This is a genomic window from Trinickia mobilis, from assembly GCF_017315705.1.
Taxonomy (GTDB): domain Bacteria; phylum Pseudomonadota; class Gammaproteobacteria; order Burkholderiales; family Burkholderiaceae; genus Trinickia_A; species Trinickia_A mobilis.
The window spans coordinates 40,837-55,377 of the sequence record NZ_JAFLRF010000026.1 but is presented as its reverse complement, the minus strand read 5'-3'; the positions used below and the strand labels follow the sequence as shown (position 1 = coordinate 55,377).

Sequence of the window (14,541 nt, the reverse complement as noted above, 5' to 3'; positions counted from 1 at the left end):
CGGCTGTCCCTCTTTGAAGTCTCCCGCCCGATGCCCGCCTTCCAGCCCGCCCCATCCGACGACGTTCTGCCGATGCCGCACGGCACGCTGATGATTCAAGGGACGACCTCCGACGCCGGCAAGAGCACGCTCGTGGCCGGCCTGTGCCGCCTCGTGCGGCGCGCGGGGCTGCGCGTCGCGCCGTTCAAGCCGCAGAACATGGCGCTCAACAGCGCGGTCACGGTCGACGGCGGCGAGATCGGCCGCGCGCAGGCCCTGCAGGCGGTCGCCGCCGGCATCGACGCGCACACCGACCTGAACCCCGTGCTGCTCAAGCCGACGAGCGACAAGGGCGCGCAGGTCATCATCCACGGCAAGGCGCGCATGAACCTCGATGCGCGCGCCTATCACGAGTACAAGCCGGTCGCGTTCGAAGCGGTGCTGCAGTCATACGCGCGCTTGCGAGCGGGGTTCGACGCGGTCGTCGTCGAAGGGGCGGGCAGTCCCGCCGAGATCAATCTGCGCGATCGCGATATCGCGAACATGGGGTTTGCCGAGGGCGTCGATTGTCCGGTCGTGCTCGTCGCCGATATCGACAAAGGCGGCGTGTTCGCGCATCTGATCGGGACGCTCGCGTGCCTGTCGGAGAGCGAGCAAAAGCGCGTGCGCGGCTTCGTCATCAACAAGTTTCGCGGCGACGTAAGCCTCCTGCAGCCGGGGCTCGACTGGCTCGAAGCGCAAACCGGCAAGCCCGTGTTCGGCGTCGTGCCGTATCTGCACGGCTTGACGCTCGACGCCGAGGACATGCTGCCGCGCGAGCTGCACGCGTCGTCATTGGCGGGGGGCGCGGCGCGCACGTTGCGCGTCGTCGTGCCGGCGCTGCCGCACGTGAGCAACCACACGGATTTCGACGCGCTGCGCGCGCACCGCCAAGTCGATTTCCACTATGTGCGCGGCGGCGCACTGCCGGCCGCCGATCTCGTGATCCTGCCGGGCTCGAAGAACGTGCAGGGCGATCTCGCGTGGCTGCGCTCGCACGGCTGGGACGACGCGCTCAAGCGCCATCTGCGCTACGGCGGGCGTGTGATCGGCATTTGCGGCGGAATGCAGATGCTCGGGCGCGAGGTGGCGGACCCGCATGGTGTCGAAGGGTCTCCGGGGACGATGCCAGGCTTCGGCCTGCTCGATTTTTCGACAACGCTCGCGCGCAAGAAGACCCTCGTGAACGTGAGGGGAAGCCTGTCGTTCGCGGGCGCGCCGCCGGTGGCCGGCTACGAGATCCATATGGGCGAAACGGACGGACCGGCGCTGGCGACACCGGCTCTGCGGCTCGCAACGCCCGACGGCGAACGAAACGGCGACGAGCGTCCGGACGGCGCGCTTTCCGCCGACGGACAGATTCTCGCGACCTACGTCCACGGCCTGTTCGACACGCCGCAAGCCTGCGCGGCGCTGCTCGGCTGGGCAGGGCTCGCCGATGCCGAAGCGCTCGACTACCCTGCGCTGCGCGAGGCCTCGCTCGAGCGGCTGGCCGATACGTTCGCCGAGCATCTGGATTTGCGGCGCCTGTTCGCCGAGTTCCGCTGAAATCCGGGTCACTCGGCTTTTTCCGCCCCGTGAGGCGGTATTCATTCCCATTAGGAAATAATTAAAGCTTTGCAGGCGATTTATCGCCGCCTGCGATTCGAATACAGTCCGTTCCACCTGGTGGCGCTGCTGCCATCCTTCTTACTTCAAGGGAACCGATCATGAACTCGAACCGCACGGCCGACTACGCCGCCACCCTCCTGCGCATCGCGCTAGGCGTGCTGTATCTCGCGCACAGCCTGCAAAAGATCTTCGTCTTCACGCTGCCGGGCACGGCGCAATTCTTCCAATCGCTCGGCTTGCCCGGCTGGCTAGGCTATGTGACGGCCTTCGTCGAACTGTTCGGCGGCATTGCGCTGCTGCTCGGCCTCCAGGTGCGCTGGGTGGCGCTCGTGCTGCTGCCGTTCATGCTCGGTGCGATGTCCGCGCACCTGCACAACGGCTGGGGCTTCGCGTCGCCGAACGGCGGCTGGGAGTACCCGGCGTATTGGGCGGTGACGCTCGTGGTCCAGTCGCTCCTCGGCGGCGGGGTGTTGGCGCTGGCGCAGAAGCCGGCCCCGCATGCGGCGGCTGCCTGACGTGGCGTGACCGGCGACTGCCGGCGAGGCCCGGTCGACAGAACCTGAGGCAAGGCCGGCACCCACTGGCCGAATAGAAAAAGGCGCGCGGACTTCGCTTCCGCGCGCCTTTTTTGTTATCTGCGCCTCGCCCCGCCGAGCCGGCGCAGCACGGCGTCAAGTCAGAATCATCTGCGTGCAGCGAAAGAGCGCCATCGTGCGCCCGGCCGGATCGAAGACGGTGGCGTCCCACACGTGCGTGCTGCGGCCCAGGTGGACAGCTGTCGCGACGGCCCGGATGGTGCCTTCGCGGCTCGTGCCGAGAAAGTTGCTCTTGAGCTCGATCGTCGTGAAGCCGCGGGCGTTCTCGGGCAGGTGGGCGATACAAGCGTAGCCGCAGCACGTATCCGCGAGGCCGATGACGGTGGCCGCGTGCAGGAAGCCGTTCGGCGCGAGCAATTCGCTCCGCACGGTGAGTTCGCCGGTCAGCGTGCCCTCTGCGAGGTCGGTGATGCGCACGCCGAGCAGGTCGGGCAGGGTGCCGCGCTGCCGTTCGTGCAGGCGCTCGAGGGTGAGTTCCGGGCGCAATTTGGACATGAGTTGGGCTCTTGCGAAGGGGGCGGCGGCCGAACTTCGCCGTACGGAAGGCTTCGACCAGGACGAATTTGCCGATATTATCAAGCGGTCGAAAGCGACGCACGGCAAACCGGCCGGCCGCGGCCTGTTCCGTCACTGGGAACGGGCCGCCTTGCTGGCCTTCTTACCGGGAGAGTTCATGACGGTGATTGTGGTGGCGAATCCGAAGGGCGGCGTGGGCAAGAGCACGCTATCGACGAATCTGGCGGGTTTTTTCGCGGCGAGTGGCGAGTGGGTGGCGCTCGCGGACCTCGACCGGCAGTTGTCGTCACATGCGTGGCTGGAACTGCGGCCGGCCGCGATGCCGCCCATCGAAGAGTGGCAGGTCGATTTGAATGCGCCCGTGAAGCCGCCTCGCGGGCTCGAGCACGCGGTGATCGACACACCTGCGGGCCTGCACGGCAATCGGTTCGACGTCGCGCTGGAACTGGCGGACAGGGTGATCGTGCCGCTGCAGCCGTCGATGTTCGACATTCTGGCTACGCAGCACTTTCTCGAGCGGCTGGCGAAGGAGAAGGCCGTTAGGAAGGGATCGATCGAAATCGGCGTGGTGGGGATGCGGGTCGATGCGCGCACGCGCTCCGCGGACCAACTGCATCGATTCGTCGAAGGATTGAAGCTGCCGGTGCTCGGTTTCCTGCGCGATACGCAGAACTACGTACAGCTTGCGGCACACGGCCTGACGCTGTGGGACGTCGCGCAAAGCCGCGTCGAAAAGGATCTGGAGCAGTGGGGGCCCATTATCGAATGGGCGAACAAGAAGGGATGACTTGGGCGAGGGGCGGGTGACCGCGGGTGACGGCGGGTGACAAGCGGGCGCCGTAACGCAGTTCGCGTGACGCCCGCGTGTCGCACCTCCGCCGCGTCAGGTCCAGTTCTGGACCGGCACGTGGCCGCGGCTTCCCTTGATCTTGTTGTTTTCGTCGACGAACACCAGGTCCGGCGTCCAGCCCGCCTTGAGTTCCGCTTCGTCGACCAGCGCGAACGCGGCGATGATCACGAGATCGCCGAGCTGCGCACGGCGCGCCGCTGAGCCGTTCAGCGAAATCATCCCGCTGCCGCGCTCGCCGCGGATCGCGTAGGTCGAAAAGCGCTCGCCGTTGTTGATGTTCCAGATGTCGATCCGTTCGTTCTCGACGATGTTCGCCGCTTCGAGCAGGTCTTCGTCGATGGCGCACGAGCCTTCGTAGTGCAGTTCGCAGTGCGTGACCGCGGCCCGGTGAATCTTCGATTTCAACATGTGGCGCTGCATGGTCTTTCCTTCGGACTTCGTTTGGCTTTAGGACCGCGGCGCGGCAGCGTGCGGGCGCCGCCCGTCAGATTTCGAGGTTGTCGATGAGGCGCGTCGCGCCGAGCTTCGCGGCGCTAAGCACGACGAGCGGCGCGCCGGTTTCGTGTGCGGCCGGCGGCAGCAGGTTCGAGCGCTTGCGCACCGCGATGTAATCCGGCTTCCAGCCGCGGGCGGCGAGGCTCGCCATCGCGTCTTTCTCGAGCGCCGCGAAATCGCGGTTGCCCGAGAGCACCGCCTCGCGGACGCGGCCGAGCGTGACCGCCAGCATCGGCGCCTCGGCCCGTTCCGTCTCGCTCAGAAACCGGTTGCGCGAGCTGAGCGCGAGGCCGTCGGTGTCGCGCACCGTTTCGGCGGCGACGATGTCGGTCGGCAGGGCGAACTGGCTGCACATCTGCCGCACGATCATCAGCTGCTGGTAGTCCTTCTTGCCGAACACCGCGACGCGCGGCTGCACGCACGACATCAGCTTCATCACGACCGTGCAGACGCCGGTGAAGAAGCCCGGCCGGAACTCGCCTTCGAGGATGTCGCCGAGGTCGTGCGGCGGGTGCAGGCGGTATTCCTGCGGCTCCGGGTACATGTCGCGCTCGGTCGGCGCGAACAGCACGTAGACGTTTTCCTTCTGAAGTTTCTCGATATCGGCTTCGAGCGTGCGCGGGTATTTGTCGAAATCCTCGTTCGGGCCGAATTGCAGGCGGTTCACGAAGATGCTCGCGACGACCGGGTCGCCGTGCTGGCGCGCGAGCCGCATCAGCGACAGATGCCCGTCATGGAGATTGCCCATCGTCGGCACGAACGCCGTGCGATTCTGGCCGCGCATCTGGTCGCGCAATTCTTGGATCGAGCTGATGACTTTCATGATGCCTCCCGCCGGGCCGCCCCAAGGGAGGCATCGGCCCCCTCGGGGGGAGCTTTGCATGGGACCGGAGTAAGCGCTAAAGCGCTAACTCCGGCCGACAGCGAACGAAAGTGAGCGTGGGGGTAGTTCATAGTCGGCTGTGTGTTCGTCGAGAGGTGACGCCAGCGGGCAAGGTCGCAGTTTTCGTCGTCCGTGCCGATGCAGGGCTCGGAGCGCGGGATTGTAGTGGATTTTCGCGCTTCAAGTGCCTTAAGGCCTGCAATTCACGCGACTGTCTCCTGGGCGGTCAACTAAGCGGGCAAATACGCGAGCCGCACGTAGATCGGCGCAAACGGCTCGGCTTGCGTGATTTCGATCAGCGATTCGCGCGACAGCTCCAGCATCGCGATGAAGTTGACGATCACGACCGGCACGCCGCGCGTGACGTCGAACAGCTCGGAAAATTCCACGAAGCGCACGTTCTGCAGGCGCCGCAGGATCACGCTCATGTGTTCGCGCACCGACAGCTCCTCGCGCGAGATCTTGTGGTGCTGGACGAGCTTCGCTCGCTTGATGACGTCGGCCCAGGCGGCGCGCAGGTCGTTGGTGTCGACGTCGGGAAAGCGCGGCGTGATGCTCTGCTCGATATACACCTCGGCGCGCAGGAAGTCGCGGCCGAGCTGCGGGAGCTGATCGAGCCGCTGAGCGGCGAGCTTCATGCGCTCGTATTCGAGCAGGCGCCGCACCAGCTCGGCGCGCGGGTCTTCCGCTTCGTCGCCGGTATCCGCTTTCTTCACCGGCAAGAGCATGCGCGACTTGATCTCGATCAGCATGGCCGCCATCAGCAGGTACTCGGACGCAAGCTCGAGATTCGTCTTGCGCAGTTGCTCGACATAGCCGAGATACTGCGCGGTCACATCCGCCATCGGGATGTCGAGCACGTTGAAGTTTTGCTTGCGGATCAGGTAGAGCAGCAGGTCCAGCGGGCCCTCGAACGTTTCGAGGAAGACCTCCAGCGCATCCGGCGGAATGTAGAGGTCCTGCGGCAGCTTGAAGAGCGGCTCGCCGTACAGGCGCGCGAACGCGATCCCGTCGACGGTGTCGGGCGTCGTGTCCGTGACGGGCGCGGCGAGCGCGGCGCTCGGTTCTTTCGCCCGACGGGCGTCGTCGGAAGGGGTCACGCTCAGAAATTCTGGTAGTAGACGTAGGGTGTCTGCTGCACGCGCGATTCTTGTTGCTCGGCGCGCTCTTCGAGATCGACCGGTTGCTTGTCCCACAGGAGCGAGCGGCCGCGGCGCTGCTCTTCTTCCAGCTTCGGCTTTTGTTGCTTGAGCTGGTTCAGGAATTGCGTGATGTCAGATTGATACATGGCTCGACGTTCTCGAAAATGGGGTGACAAGCCTTGGGGGGCTGCCGCCGTTTGATCAGCCGCAATTTTACCGCAAGCGCGCGGGCCTAGGCGTGCGGACGGAACGTCTCAAAATTAGAGCCGTCCAAGCCGGGCACGCAGGCTTACCCGAGGAGCGAACGCGTGGAATTTGCCCGGCGCGCGCTGCGCATAGACAGGCCGGCTCTTCCCGTATGTTCAAATATGCGGTTTTGGGACGGCTCGTTTGGGACGGCCCGTGGCAGTTCAACTCATCAACAAAAAAGGCCGGAGGTCCCGTTTGCCGGGGTATGTGTCCTACCCGTCGCGCGGCTCGCGCGCAGCTACCGATTGCGCGGGCAGCGCCCCGCCGCGTTCGCGCCGCCTTGCGCGCGTGCGGCGCGGCGTGCTACCGACGATCGCCGGCTGCTTGCTGCTCATTTTCACGATGCCGGCGAGCGCGAAATACGACGTCGATATCGACGCGCCGCGTTCGGTCAAGAAGCTGCTCAAGGATCATCTGGACATTTCCCGCTTCGCCAAGCGCGACGACATCAGCGACGACCAGTTCACCTTCCTCGTCACTGCCACGCCCCAGCAGGTCCGCGATCTCACCGCGACGGCCGGCTATTTTTCGCCGGTCGTGCGCACCGACGTGCGCACGGTCAGGGGGAAAAAGGATGTGAAGGTGAGCGTCGATCCGGGGCCGCGCACGACGATCGCGTCGGTCGCACTGTCGTTCAAGGGGCCGGTGCTGACGGAAGATCCGAAGCAGGAAATCGCGACGCGCTTTGCCTTCTCGCTGCGCGAAGGCGACCCGTTCACGCAGTCGGACTGGGACAGTGCGAAGGACGCAGCGCTCAAGCAATTGCAGTCGCGCCGCTATCTGGGCGCGAAAATCCAGCGCTCGGAAGCGCGGATCGATCCGCGCACGCATGGTGCCGCGCTGTCCGTCACGTTCGACAGCGGTCCCACGTTCACGCTCGGCCCGCTCGACGTGAGCGGCGTGCGGCGTTTTCCGGGCGATATCGTCACCAACGTGAACCCGCTCCACACCGGCGAAATCTACGACGCGCAGCGCATCGCCGAATTGCAGCGCCAGTTGCAGAACACGCCGTATTACGCGAGCGTTGCGATCGATGTCGGCGACGACGTCGGCAAGCCGCTCGATACGCCCGTGCACGTGAAGGTCAGCGAGTATCCGTACAACAGCGTGCGCGGGGGCGTCGGCTATGCGACGGACACCGGCGCGCACGTGCAAGGCTCGTACACCTACCTGAACACGTTCGGCGCGGCCTGGCCGCTTTCGGTCCAGGGGCGGCTCGACCAGATCCAGCAGTACGGCCAGATCACGCTCGCGATGCCGCCCGGCGCGCGCGGCTGGACCAACAGCGCGCTCGCGTCGTACACGAGCACCAACGTGTCGGGCACGACGATCTACAGTGCGCGCCTTGGCCTGCAGCGCGCCCGCACGAGCCAGAACATCGACTACACGTACGCGATCCTGTTCTACGACGACCGGCTCGATCAGAACGCGGTCGGTCCGCAGACGAGCCGGGCGCTCGTGCCGCAATGGTCGTGGACGCGCCGCAATACCGACGACCCGCTCTTCCCGCGCTCGGGTAACCTGATCCACGCCGAGGCCGGTTTCGCGGTGAAGAACGTCCTGGCCGACCAGACCTTCGGACGCGCGTACGCGCGCGGCCAGCAGTACCTGCCGGTCGGCAAGCGCGACCTGTTCGTGTTGCGCGCCGAACTGGGCGGCGTGTTCACGAGCGGTCCGTCGAGCGGCATCCCGGCGTCGCTGCTGTTTCGCGCGGGCGGCTCGAACTCGGTGCGCGGCTACAGCTTCCAGAGCATCGGTAACAACGTCGACGGCTCGGTGCTGCCGACCAAATACCTCATGACCGGCTCGGCCGAATACCAGCACTGGTTCAATCACGACTGGGGCGCGGCCGCGTTCTTCGATATCGGCACGGCCACCGATACCTGGGGCGAAAAGGTGTTCTTTCCGGGCTTGGGGTTCGGCGCACGGTGGCGCAGCCCGGTCGGCCCGGTCAACGTGGACCTTGCCTACGGCTTGCGTGACAAGAGCGTGCGGCCGTACCTGACGCTCGGCATTGCCTTTTAAACAAGATTACGCAGCATGACGACGGACGCCTCCGCCAACCCGCCCACGATGCCTCCTTCCGGCCCGCCCCCCGACGAGCCGGGCGGCGGCGCGCCGGGCTCGCCCGCGCCGCGCGGGACGCCGCCCGAGACGCCACCCAGGCGGCGCCGGCATCGGGTGCTGGCGGCGCTCGTCCGCACGCTCGTGTTCATCGTGTTTCTCGTCGTGTTGGCGGCCGGCCTTCTGTACGGCGCGATCACGACCGAGCGCGGCACGCGCCTCGCGTGGCAGGCCGCCGTTTCGCTGCTCGACGGGCGGCTCGCCGGCACGTTCGACGGCGGCTCGCTCGCCGCCGGCGTGCGCTTGAAGGACGTCGCGTGGCGCAGCGGCCTCGACGGCAAGGGCGACGAAATCAAGATCGACCGTATTTCGGGCCGCTGGGGGCTCGCGCGCTCGCCGTGGCGCTTTACGGTCGACTACCTGCATCTCGGCACGATCGACGCGCGCATCGTGCCGTCGCCGCCCAGCACCGAGCCGACCGTGCTCCCGCAAGACCTGCAGCTGCCGATGCAGCTCGAAGTGCGCGATCTGCGCGTCGAGAAGCTGGTGCTGCACGAAGGGACCTCGACGAGCGAATATTCCCGTCTGATCTTCCACGGACGCAGCGACGGCCGGCACCACGAGGCGTCGGTCGACCGGCTCGACACGCCGTTCGGCGCGGTGACCGCCGCGGCCAAGCTCGACGGCATGCGGCCGTTCGCGCTCAGCGGCAACGCGGGGTATTCCGGCAAGGTCGACGAGGAGCCCGTGCAGGTGCGCGCACGCGTGTCCGGCACGCTGGAGGCGCTGGTCGCCGATCTGGACGCGAGCGGGATGAAGCTCGCCGGCCAGGCGCGTGTCGAAGCCGCGCCGTTCTCCGACGTGCCGCTCACGCGCGCGATGCTCGCCTTCGATCACGTCAATCCGCAAGCCTTCAGCCCCGGCGCGCCGTTCGCGGATCTGGCGGTGCGCGCGGAGTTGGCGCCGGTCGCGGGGAAGGCGGCGGCGAGGGCGGGGGCTGGGGTGCCGGCGCCCGGCGCTTCGGCGGGCGCCGCGTCGTATGTCTCCGGGAAGCCCCCGGCTTCCGCGAGCGACTTCGTCGTCGCCGGCCAGGTATCGATCGTCAACGCGAAGCCCGGCATGATCGGCGAGCATCTGCTGCCTATCATCGACGCGCACGCCGACGTGCGGCTCGACGCCCACGCCCAACGCATCTCGACCCTGAACGTGCGCCTCGTCAAGAATGCGACGCTCAAGGGCGGCGGCGCGCTCGCGGGCGGCAAGGGCAAGTTCGACTTGCGCGTGGCCGGGCTCGATCTGAGCACGTTCGAAGCGAGCGTGCGGCCGACTGCCCTCGCCGGCCCGATCGGCATCGCGCTCGACGGCGCCAAGCAGGCGATCACGTTCGATCTGGCCGACCCGAAGGCCGCGCTGCGAGCTCAAGCGCAAGTGACGCAGGACCCGGCGCAGATCGCGTTCAACAACGTCCGCGTGAGTTCCGGCAAGGGCCGCATCGATGTGTCGGGCGCGCTCAAGCACGATGCGAATGCCAGTTACGACGTGAAGGCGGCGCTGACCGATTTCGATCCGCTGTCGTTGATGGCGGCGGCCAAGGCGGCCGCCAAACCCGCAGCCGGCGCGAAGCGCGCGATCGAAGCCCGCGTCAACGGCACGCTTGCCGCCAGCGGCGCACTCGGTCCCATGCTCACGGCGAAGGCGCAGTTCAAGCTCGGCGAGAGCGTCTACGACGGCATGCCGCTCACGGGCGCAGGCACCGTGCAGCTTGCCGGATCGCGCATTCTGCCGAGCCGCGTGAACTTGTCGATCGCGGGCAATCAGGTCGACCTGAACGGCAGCTTCGGCACGCCGCGCGACCGGCTGCAATTCCACGTCGACGCGCCGCAGCTCGACCGGCTCGGCTTCGGCCTCGCGGGCCTCGTCCGGGCAGACGGCGACATCACGGGCTCGTTCGCGCATCCGAACGTCGCGCTCGCCTACCAAGCGGACAGCGTCGTGTTCGGCGACAACCGCCTCGGCCACGCGGAAGGCCGCGCCGAGCTGCACGACGGCGCGCACGGCGCCCTCATGTTCACGACCGACGCGCGCGATCTGAGCAGCAACGGGGTCGAGCTCAAGACGCTCACCGCCCAGCTCACCGGCACGCGCGCGAAGCACGCGCTCCAAGCGGCGGCGGCGGGCAGCGTGCGCGGCCGTCCGGTGGACTTGACGCTCGCCGCCGGCGGCAGCCTCACCGACACCCGCGAAGGCACGCGCTGGGACGGCACGGTGACGCGTCTCGCCAACAAGGGCATGCCTGCGCTGAACCTCGAATCGCCGCTTACGGTCAGCGCCGGCCCAGAGCGCGCCGTGCTCGGCGCCACGCGGCTCACGCTCGAAGGCGCGACGCTCGACCTGAAGTCGTTCGCGCTCGATCACGGCAATATCCGCACCGCCGGGTCGCTGTCGAACGTATCGGTCGCGCGGCTTTTGGAAATCCAGCAAGAGCTGACCGGCCAGCGTCCTTCCGTCCGAACCGACCTCGTGTTCGACAGCGATTGGGATCTGAACGTCGGCCAAACGGCGAGCGGCTATTTGCAGATCAAGCGCCGCGTCGGCGACGTGACGCTGGACACCGGGCGCGGCGTCGCGTCGCTCGGCATCACCGATATCGCCGCGCGCGCCGAGTTCAGCGACGGCAGGCGGCTTGCCGCGAAAGTGCATGCGCAGGCGAGTCGCATCGGCACCGTCGACGCGAACGTCGCCGCACCGCTCGCCGTGCGCGACGGCTTCCTCACGATGAGCGAGGACGCGCCGCTTTCCGGCGCACTGAACGCCGACGTGCCGTCGCTGACCACGACGGGCGGCCTGTTCGGCCCGAGCTACCTGCTCGACGGCCATCTCGCGCTGAAGCTGACGATCGCCGGCACGGCCGCCAAGCCGATGCTGTCGGGGGCGTTGACGGGCGATGGGTTGTCCGCGACGCTTGTCGACCAGGGCGTCCAGTTGAAGAACGGCGTGATCCGCATCGCGTTGTCGGAGAATCTCGTCGACTTCCAGAACGTCGAATTCCGCGGCGGCGACGGCATCTTGCGCGCGACCGGACGCGTGCGCCTCGACAGCGCCGAGCCCGATCTGACCGCGAGCATCGTCGCCGACAAGCTGGAGCTGTTCGCGTCGCCCGACCGGCAGTTGTCGCTCTCCGGCAGCGCGACGGTCGCCAACGGCGGCACGGCGGGCATCGACATCAACGGCAAGTTCCGCGTGAATAAGGCGCTCTTCGATCTGCCCGAGCAGTCGACGCCGCATTTGGGCGACGACGTCGTGATCGTGCGCGCGGACGGTACCGTGCGCGGCCAGGCGCAGGAGGTCGATCCGACCAACAAGCCGGTCGGCCGCTTCGCGCCGCGCGCGAACGTCGACATCGACCTCGGCGACCACTTCCGCTTCCGCGGCCAGGGCGCCGACCTCGGCCTGCGCGGCACGATCACGGCGCTGTCCGCGCCGAACCTGCCGCTGCGCGCGATCGGCAACGTGCGCGTGACGGAGGGCTCGACCTATACGGCGTTCGGCCGCAAGCTCGCGATCGAGAACGGCTTCTTCACGTTCAATGGGCCGGTCGCGAACCCGGGCATCAACATCCTCGCGATGCGGCGCAACCAGGAGGTCGAGGCGGGCGTGCAGGTGACGGGGACGATTCAGGCGCCGGTCGCAAAGCTGGTGTCGCAGCCCAACGTGCCGGACAACGAAAAGCTCTCGTGGCTCCTGTTCGGCCACGGCACCGATCAGGGCAACAACCTGGGCCAGCAGAGCACGATGACGACCGCGCTCGCGCTGCTCGGCAGCGCGACGGGCAAGCGCGTCGCGCAGACCTTCGGGCTCGACGAGTTCACGGTCGGCCGCAGCGACGTGGGGCTGACTGATCCGCAAGTGGTGATGGTGTCGAAGGCGATCAACGAATGGCTCGTGCTCGGCTACGAGCAGGGGCTGCAAACGGCGAGCAACGCGTTCAAGGCGACGCTGAACCTGACGCGGTTTTGGGCGGTCTCCCTTTATACGGGGACGTTCCAGGGGCTCGATTTGAACTATACGAAGCGCTTTGACAGCTTGTTTGGGGGACGGTGAGCGTGTGCGGCGAGGGTTTCCGGGGCCGGCTTCGATTGCAGGCGCTTGCCGGTGCCGGCAAGCGCCGATAGGGGCGGTGGTTAAGCCGCCCGTTGGCGGTCCGATGCCGGGCGATAATCCTTCATCAGCCAGCGGGAGAGAAAGAACGTGCGGCGGAGTTCTTGAATCTTTTCGTAATCGGCGTTGACGAAGCAGCGGCCGGTTTGTTTTTCGTATTTGCGCAGCAGCCACAGGCAGGCGATTTTGGGGCCGAGTGTCTTAATGCTGAGATACGCAAATACGCCAATTATTAAAGGTACAGCAAGAAAGATTACGTTGTTCCTCGCGCCAGTGTAGATCTGGAATAGTATTGGAATGTTGGCTCCCATTGCCGCTGTGGACCAAATGGCCGCCGCTGAGTTACTTGTTTCACCGGTGCTTCCGTCGTGAAATTTATTTGGATTGATGGTGTACTCATTGAGATTGGCGCAATCTTTCATGAATTTTGTTTTATAGGTCTGTGATCTATTTTTCCTCGCTTGTTTTTTGAGGCTGCTTGATATTCCAAATAATAGGGGCAGCAAGATGGATGCTAGGTATAGAGAGAGTGCCATAAATATTTTGTTACCAGCTCCTGCCACTTCGGCGGCAATCAATGAGCCGGTGCCGCCAAACAATAGTGGAAATATGGCGAAAAAATAAATCATTGAGCACAAGGCGAATTTGACTGAAAACGAGGCTCGGTATTTTACAAAAATCCCGATGGCGAGGCCTATTGTTGTGGTTGTGGCTGCAATTAGTAAAATATCAGGCCCTTGCATTGTCCTGAAATTGAAGATGACCCCTGCTGACAGGCTTATGAAGCCGCCATTAAATCCCATGAAAAGAAGTGGCGCCTTGGGGAGTATTGATCGCGCATTATCAAAAGTTAATAGCAATTTATTTCTCCATCAATCGCTTTGCCGTAATCTCTGCTTCTTCTGGGGCGCCGGTCACGCCCCAAGCAATCTGAGCGACAAAGCATGCGCCCAGCCCAATGAGTATGGCGGGTGCACCTGTTGCTGCTATACCTAGAAAGGCCACAGCTAATGGCGTGGCTATTGCGGAGGCTCCAAGCCCAACCAAATTCCCGCTCTGGCTCCTCGCGGAAGCAATGGCGAAGCGCCGGGCATCGAATCGCAGTGCCCCTTTTGTATCTCGCCGAATGCTATCCGCTAAATCCAGCACTGCACTCGGCCCAAACGTCAGCACGCCATTGCCAAACCCGCCTCTGGCATAGGCACGCGCCAGCGACGAGGTTTTCGGAGCAAGCTTTTGCAGCTTGACCTCCTTGAGCGCCTCGGTGGCCGTCTGCATGCGAGTGTTGTATTTGAAATGCGTACCGAGCGTGGGCTGCACGATTTCAACCGGCATGCTCATGATTCGGATTTTGGGCCTGGGCCGTCCCCGGCCGCTGGTGTTGCCGTTATACAGCGTGATGTACGAGTTGATACGGACGCCTTTGCTAGCGCCAGATAGGATTCTCTGCGCCCCGGCCTGAATCGCCTTTTCGATTCTGGCCGCATGGGCGGCATGCGCGGCGGACACACTCGTATTGACGTTGCTCAATACGCTGCCTGGACCGAGTGCCACACTTTGGCTTTCCTCATTAAGCCGCGCTAAGGTGCCCGGGGCCTCCTTCGGGCTGCCGTAAAGATAAGTGTGCAACCACGACGAGCCAGGATCGATCTGGGTTACGCCAAACTCGGGAGCGGCCACTGTGCCGGCAATCAGTTGCCTGGCGAACACCGGGTCGAGCTCGAAATCGCCGCTCAGGCGTTCATTGCCGATCTGCCAGCCGTCGCCCCGACAAACGTCGTCGCGGTTGCGGGGCATCGTGTTGAGCGGCAACGTGCGGCGATAGTGCTGAAGCGATTGGCAAACGGTGCTGGCCTGCATACGGCCGATACTTGCGATGGAACTCGGCACGGTCTTCCCTCATCTCGAATGGAAACCGTCCAAGCTAGCTGTGCCGACCTGTCGCGATCTATCGGATAA

At 65.4% G+C, this 14,541-nt stretch carries 12 protein-coding genes; 5 read left to right on the top strand and 7 right to left on the bottom strand.

Features of this window, described 5'->3' with window-relative positions; translation table 11 throughout:
- Window positions 1–30: 30 nt before the first annotated feature.
- Window positions 31–1,566 carry a cobyric acid synthase gene (locus J3489_RS26535; RefSeq protein ID WP_242540321.1) on the top strand — a complete coding sequence of 512 codons (1,536 nt, stop codon included), beginning with the start codon at window positions 31–33 and terminating at the stop codon, window positions 1,564–1,566.
- Window positions 1,567–1,727: 161 nt separating this feature from the next.
- Window positions 1,728–2,144, top strand: coding sequence for a DoxX family protein (locus J3489_RS26530; protein WP_207003155.1), 417 nt, complete (start codon window positions 1,728–1,730; stop codon window positions 2,142–2,144).
- 156 nt (window positions 2,145–2,300) lie between these two features.
- Here the strand turns inward: J3489_RS26530 and J3489_RS26525 are convergent, their stop codons facing one another.
- Entirely contained in the window at window positions 2,301–2,720 is a 420-nt protein-coding gene (locus J3489_RS26525) for a PaaI family thioesterase (protein ID WP_207003154.1), read from the bottom strand.
- 178 nt (window positions 2,721–2,898) lie between these two features.
- Here J3489_RS26525 and J3489_RS26520 point away from each other — a divergent pair, with 178 nt between their 5' ends.
- Window positions 2,899–3,528: a ParA family protein gene (locus J3489_RS26520; protein WP_207003213.1), complete on the top strand. Its 630-nt coding sequence runs from the start codon at window positions 2,899–2,901 to the stop codon at window positions 3,526–3,528.
- Between the two features lie 96 nt (window positions 3,529–3,624).
- Here J3489_RS26520 and panD read toward each other — a convergent pair whose 3' ends face one another.
- The 4 genes from panD to J3489_RS26500 form a co-directional block, all read right to left on the bottom strand.
- Window positions 3,625–4,011 carry an aspartate 1-decarboxylase gene (gene panD / locus J3489_RS26515; protein WP_207003153.1) on the bottom strand — a complete coding sequence of 129 codons (387 nt, stop codon included), beginning with the start codon at window positions 4,009–4,011 and terminating at the stop codon, window positions 3,625–3,627.
- Window positions 4,012–4,075: 64 nt separating this feature from the next.
- Complete coding sequence (gene panC / locus J3489_RS26510) at window positions 4,076–4,909, bottom strand: pantoate--beta-alanine ligase (RefSeq protein ID WP_207003147.1); 834 nt, start codon at window positions 4,907–4,909, stop codon at window positions 4,076–4,078.
- A gap of 290 nt (window positions 4,910–5,199) precedes the next feature.
- Entirely contained in the window at window positions 5,200–6,069 is an 870-nt protein-coding gene (locus tag J3489_RS26505; protein WP_207003146.1) for a segregation and condensation protein A, read from the bottom strand.
- Window positions 6,070–6,071: 2 nt separating this feature from the next.
- Window positions 6,072–6,257 carry a DUF3460 family protein gene (locus J3489_RS26500; RefSeq protein WP_207003145.1) on the bottom strand — a complete coding sequence of 62 codons (186 nt, stop codon included), beginning with the start codon at window positions 6,255–6,257 and terminating at the stop codon, window positions 6,072–6,074.
- Window positions 6,258–6,567: 310 nt separating this feature from the next.
- Between J3489_RS26500 and J3489_RS26495 the strand changes: the two genes are divergently transcribed.
- Together J3489_RS26495 and J3489_RS26490 are read left to right on the top strand one after the other, a co-directional pair.
- Window positions 6,568–8,385 (top strand): autotransporter assembly complex protein TamA, encoded by a 1,818-nt coding sequence (locus J3489_RS26495; RefSeq protein WP_445267843.1) that lies wholly within the window; start codon window positions 6,568–6,570, stop codon window positions 8,383–8,385.
- 15 nt (window positions 8,386–8,400) lie between these two features.
- On the top strand, window positions 8,401–12,525 hold the full coding sequence (locus J3489_RS26490) for a translocation/assembly module TamB domain-containing protein (RefSeq protein ID WP_207003144.1): 4,125 nt from the start codon (window positions 8,401–8,403) through the stop codon (window positions 12,523–12,525).
- Between the two features lie 80 nt (window positions 12,526–12,605).
- Here the strand turns inward: J3489_RS26490 and J3489_RS26485 are convergent, their stop codons facing one another.
- Window positions 12,606–13,442, bottom strand: coding sequence for a hypothetical protein (locus J3489_RS26485; RefSeq protein ID WP_207003137.1), 837 nt, complete (start codon window positions 13,440–13,442; stop codon window positions 12,606–12,608).
- A 1-nt stretch (window position 13,443) separates the two neighbouring features.
- Window positions 13,444–14,472, bottom strand: a complete 1,029-nt coding sequence (locus J3489_RS26480; RefSeq protein WP_207003135.1) for a hypothetical protein — start codon at window positions 14,470–14,472, stop codon at window positions 13,444–13,446.
- Window positions 14,473–14,541: the final 69 nt, after the last annotated feature.